Origin of the sequence: Microcoleus sp. BM001215392, assembly GCF_036700185.1 — a bacterium.
Classification (GTDB): domain Bacteria; phylum Cyanobacteriota; class Cyanobacteriia; order Cyanobacteriales; family Microcoleaceae; genus Microcoleus.
Genome location: NZ_JAUBOJ010000508.1, coordinates 1 through 4,386, shown reverse-complemented (window position 1 = coordinate 4,386; position 4,386 = coordinate 1). Strand labels below are relative to the sequence as shown.

Below are 4,386 nucleotides of genomic sequence, written 5' to 3'. Positions count from 1 at the left end.
TAAGGGGGATTTAGGGGGATCTCCGGGCATAAATAGTGTTAAGTAAACCGTATTGACTTATAAAGCTCACAATTGGATTCTCGATACAACTGTATCAGTTGGGATTTTGGGGCTGATTGCTGGCCTCGGACTTTGGGGATATTATTTATCTTTAGCGCTGCAATCCTCTATGCGCGGGATGGCAGCAGTTGCTATTGCTTATCTGGTTTTTGCTGTTACCTGGTTCGATTGCGCTCAATACGCACATATTGCCTGGTGGACGCTCAGTTTTGCCACAGTTCGATATCCTCGTTTAGATAACGAAAAGAGAAGCTTGATTTTAAATGAAATTCGGTTTTAGAGGTTTTTGGGTATATTTATTTTCTCGATAATAGGAATTTTTAGGTGATTGATTTCAATCACGCGAACAACTTTAAAGTTTGGCTAATATATAACTTTTGGGCGAGAGTGAACGTCCGGATTGTCTACACGCAGGAGGGTTGGTCAGGTGCGTCGCTATCAGATTGTTGATATTTGTTTGGGATTTTTTGAGGGCGACACACCCTACGAATAATGTTGCAAGAGTTTTGATAATTGGTAGAAAATGGGTAAGGTGCGCAGTGCGCACCCTACGAATAGGAGTTGGGATGCAAGTTTTGTTAGTGTTTCTTAGGCTTTTTGGGAAAGGGAATTCCTAAACTTTCATGGAAAACAAGCTGAGTTTTATACGTCAAGCGGCGGTTGACTTGTTTGATGATTTTTTCCAAAAGCGCATCGCCGGTTTTTTCAATGAGAGGTTGAGACATCGATCGAATAAACTTGGGAAAGCAAACCCCTACAGCTAAATCCAGCTTCCAGGTAGCGCTGGTAATCGCAGGCGGTAGCTGGGCGCGTTGCGACGCAGGCCAATCGGCTGCAAACTCGTCAGACGGTATTTCGACTAGCTTCATTGCCGATCGAAAATCCACTTCATATCCGGGCGAGGTATAATTCGGAACCGGAATAGTTTTAATCAAATAGCAGCCTTCAGCGTCAGGTGGGAGCAACTCTAAACCAATTCTCGCTTCAACGCGGTAGCCGAAGGCCCCAAAACGCCCGATTAATAGATCGTAGCCGTTTTCGCCGATCGCCTGGGCCTTCATTGGCGCAGCGCACTGACAAAACCAAGTCTTGTGATTGTTCAAATGCTCAGCCACCGTAGCAGCATCCGCGTACATCTCCATGCTGTCTTCAAAGTGGGTGTGAAACCAAATCGGCTCAACTTCCTCGCCTGTATCCGCACCTGCACTTTCGCGCTGTCTGAAACTCGCATCTGCGTAGCAATTTTCGTCAGAAGCTTCAACAGTTTGATATTCAGCGGAATCCTGCCTCATCATATGCTCTCCTGTAATACACGCCAATCAGTCGGGTTGGGGATGTGGTCGGGGAGTTTCCTCCCTACAATTGAGAAATAGATAGTAACAAAACTTACCCTAGAACAGCATAACTCGACTTATGAAAGCATTTGTAGCAGGAGCCACAGGTCAGACTGGCCGCCGAATTGTCACTGAATTGGTCAAGCGGGGCATTCCCGTGCGCGCCCTAGTCCGAAATCTAGAGACAGCAAGGCAAATTTTACCTCCTGAGGCTGAGTTAGTTACTGGCGATGTATTAAATGCGACTTCTCTGGGCGATGCGATCGGCGATAGTACGGTATTGCTGTGCGCGACGGGGGCAGCCCCTGGTTTTGACCCGACTGCGCCTTACAAGGTGGATTTGGAGGGTACTAAAAATTTGGTGGAGGCAGCTAAGGCTAAGGGAATTGAGCATTTTGTCCTGGTGACTTCTCTGTGCGTTTCTCAGTTTTTTCACCCGCTGAATCTGTTTTGGCTGATTCTGGTGTGGAAGAAGCAGGCGGAGGAATATTTGCAAAAATCCGGCTTGACTTATACGATCGTCCGTCCGGGCGGTCTCAAAAATGAGGATAATTCAGATGCGATCGTCATGAGGAGTGCGGATACACTGTTTGAAAGCAGCATTCCCCGGACTAAGGTAGCCCAAGTGTGCGTGGAAGCGCTGTTTCAGCCGGCTTCTCGCAACAAGGTTGTGGAGATTGTGGCCAAGCCCGAGGCTCCGCAAAAGAGTTTTGAGGAGTTGTTTGCCGGTGTGGTTTGATTGAATTCTGGCTGGTACACTGGTTCCCAGAAACCGGGTTTTTTACGAAAATACGCATTTACAGCCAACAATTTAGGTAAAAAACCCGGTTTCTTTAGTCCCTACTAGGTAACAAAGAAACCGGGTTTTTCAAAGGTTTGTAGTGCGGACTTTAGTCCGCAAAGGTTTGTAGTGCGGACTTTAGTCCGCTTCCAAGCGCTCGCATTCCGAAAGATCAAACCCTCTAATTATGGCCGTTCGAGCGGACAAGATATTAACCGGGTTTTTCCAAAGTCAATTTTTTTTTTGCTGAATATCGTCCTGGGGAAAAACCCGGTTTTTGTTTAAAAAATCAATTAATTGAAGTTGAGAGCTGCTTCTTTACAAAGGTTAACAGCGGGCAAGTCTGTAGCTTTGCCGTCGGAGTATTCGGCTCTGACATCAAAAATACAGCCCGCATCCACGCCTTCGTAGTCAGCTTGATTCCACTCAAAATCTGCTTTTTCCCGATCGGCAATAGGGGCGTCTAGCTCGTTTTTTCCCCAAGTATCCCTACTAGGTGCAGACATATAAACGGCTGTCATCGTCTTGCCGCTGTTGTTGATCACCGAAACTCTAACCATCCGAGCGAAAACGCCTTGTGCTGTCAAGGCTAACAGTGGCAGGGAAAGCCCCGCAGCTATCATGAGTTTGCTTAATGACTTGTTAACCATCGAACCATCAACCTCAACATTAGATATGTCTCCAAGCTTAACTGTAGAAGCCAGAAGCCACAAGTCAGTCGATCGAGCAATTTTTCGATCGCCAAATCTGGCAAAATCTTAAGAGTTTGACAATCCGCCATGGAAATTTCCCCTTCCCCGCATGATGAAAACTCTCAAGTGGCCAGCTTGGTTCCCCTATCCGATTTCGTGGTTAAGGGCATTTGCTCTCGCTCAGAGTTTTAGTTTTGTCCTTCGCAGGGGCATTCCTTTCGCCAGCGACGATATCGGTTTTCTGACTGTACTGCTGGCGGCTTGGCTGATTCAGTTACCTTTGTTCTTTGTCGCTCACTTTGTAGCCGTCAAAATCCTCAATCCCTTACTGAATATGCTGCCTGGCCCCGCGAAAGCGCGCAAGTTCAAGCGGCGGCATACTGGAGTGCGATCGCACTTGCGAGAAGGCTTGAATGCTGTAGTCGTGATTTTTTTTGCGTTTAGTCTAGCGCTGTTGGTACAACTAGCGATTTTTTATTGGCCAGCGCGATCGATCGATCCGGCTAAGCTGCTTACAGGAATCTCTACTCTGACAAATGTGGCGATCGTCGGTGAATTCGATTTCTGGCTGGTCAAATTAGCCGGAGCTTTATCGAGTTTAACGCTGTTAGCAGCGCCGCTATACCAGCACGATTTCCGAGTGCGCCGAATGCGGGCGGCTCGAAAATTAGCTGAAATTGCCGAAATGGAAATGACTGTATTTGAAACCGAGAAAATGCGCCGCCGCCAAAGAAGTTTGCTGAGGCGATCGGAAATTCAAATCTTGGGATTTCTACTTGTCATCGGCGGTGTAATTAGCGGCGCTGTTTTTTTAGTTGCCAATTTGCGGGGAAATCAGCAGTTTTCGCAGTCAACAAGCGAGGTGAGAAAAATGCCGCCGCTGGCTATGAAAACCGGCGATCCTTACATTCGAGCTTTGATGCGCACTATTTCTGCTAGCGAGTCCAATGTTTCTCGGCCTTATCACGTTGTTTACGGCGGCAAATATGTATTAGATTTGAGCCGCCATCCTGACTGGTGCGTGAAAATTGTTAACGGCCCAAATGTGGGCAAATGTACTACAGCGGCGGGTAGGTATCAATTTTTGACTTCAACTTGGAAAGACAAAGCGAAGCGCTATCACCCGCAGCCTGGTAATTTTGTATGGTGGCAAGATTACAGTTTTGAACCAGAATATCAAGATGCTGTGGTTTATGCTTGGTTGAGCGATCGCAAATTTTGGAAAGCCGATATTCCTGAGATGTTGCGACAGGAAAAATTAACCGATGTTTTGCGGATGCTGTCGGGAACTTGGACGAGTTTGGGATATGGAATCGAGAACAATTCAATGAGTTCTAGTTTGCCGAAAGTCTACCAGAAACTGCTGCGAGAAGAACTGAAAAATACGGGTTCTTAGAAAATTAGAGCGAATCCGCTAAAACCAAACAAATAAAATAGGTATAGCCTTTCTCAGAAAGATGAGGTACGCATGGGCATGGGGCATAGGGCATGGGCTTGCGCCGGGCATAAGATTAGCGGG

Annotated in this window: 6 protein-coding genes; 4 read left to right on the top strand and 2 right to left on the bottom strand. The window is 46.9% G+C overall.

Annotated elements, in window-relative coordinates; all coding sequences use genetic code 11:
* The first annotated feature begins 52 nt into the window (after nt 1-52).
* Complete coding sequence (locus tag QT974_RS31665) at nt 53-340, top strand: hypothetical protein (protein ID WP_333472336.1); 288 nt, start codon at nt 53-55, stop codon at nt 338-340.
* Between the two features lie 298 nt (nt 341-638).
* Here the strand turns inward: QT974_RS31665 and QT974_RS31660 are convergent, their stop codons facing one another.
* Nucleotides 639-1,352, bottom strand: coding sequence for a DUF1997 domain-containing protein (locus tag QT974_RS31660; protein ID WP_333472338.1), 714 nt, complete (start codon nt 1,350-1,352; stop codon nt 639-641).
* A gap of 121 nt (nt 1,353-1,473) precedes the next feature.
* On the opposite strand from QT974_RS31660, the gene QT974_RS31655 reads away from it, so the two are divergent.
* The gene (locus tag QT974_RS31655; RefSeq protein WP_333472335.1) at nt 1,474-2,133 is read left to right on the top strand and encodes an NAD(P)H-binding protein; all 660 of its coding nucleotides are present in this window, start codon (nt 1,474-1,476) and stop codon (nt 2,131-2,133) included.
* Nucleotides 2,134-2,468: 335 nt separating this feature from the next.
* Here the strand turns inward: QT974_RS31655 and QT974_RS31650 are convergent, their stop codons facing one another.
* Nucleotides 2,469-2,798 carry a hypothetical protein gene (locus QT974_RS31650; protein WP_333472334.1) on the bottom strand — a complete coding sequence of 110 codons (330 nt, stop codon included), beginning with the start codon at nt 2,796-2,798 and terminating at the stop codon, nt 2,469-2,471.
* On the opposite strand from QT974_RS31650, the gene QT974_RS31645 reads away from it, so the two are divergent.
* Nucleotides 2,797-2,937, top strand: coding sequence for a hypothetical protein (locus tag QT974_RS31645; protein ID WP_333472333.1), 141 nt, complete (start codon nt 2,797-2,799; stop codon nt 2,935-2,937). The two genes, QT974_RS31650 and QT974_RS31645, sit on opposite strands and share 2 nt — an antisense overlap.
* Nucleotides 2,938-3,558: 621 nt before the next feature.
* On the top strand, nt 3,559-4,263 hold the full coding sequence (locus tag QT974_RS31640; RefSeq protein WP_442933231.1) for a glycoside hydrolase family 24 protein: 705 nt from the start codon (nt 3,559-3,561) through the stop codon (nt 4,261-4,263).
* The last annotated feature ends 123 nt before the right edge of the window (nt 4,264-4,386 follow it).

Bases quoted from the DNA above. Each gene is read 5' to 3' on its own strand.
- QT974_RS31655 (WP_333472335.1), top strand. From the start codon at position 1,474: ATGAAAGCATTTGTAGCAGGAGCCACAGGTCAGACTGGCCGCCGAATT.
- QT974_RS31660 (WP_333472338.1), bottom strand. From the start codon at position 1,352: ATGAGGCAGGATTCCGCTGAATATCAAACTGTTGAAGCTTCTGACGAA.
- QT974_RS31640 (WP_442933231.1), top strand. From the start codon at position 3,559: ATGACTGTATTTGAAACCGAGAAAATGCGCCGCCGCCAAAGAAGTTTG.
- QT974_RS31645 (WP_333472333.1), top strand. From the start codon at position 2,797: ATGAGTTTGCTTAATGACTTGTTAACCATCGAACCATCAACCTCAACA.
- QT974_RS31650 (WP_333472334.1), bottom strand. From the start codon at position 2,798: ATGATAGCTGCGGGGCTTTCCCTGCCACTGTTAGCCTTGACAGCACAA.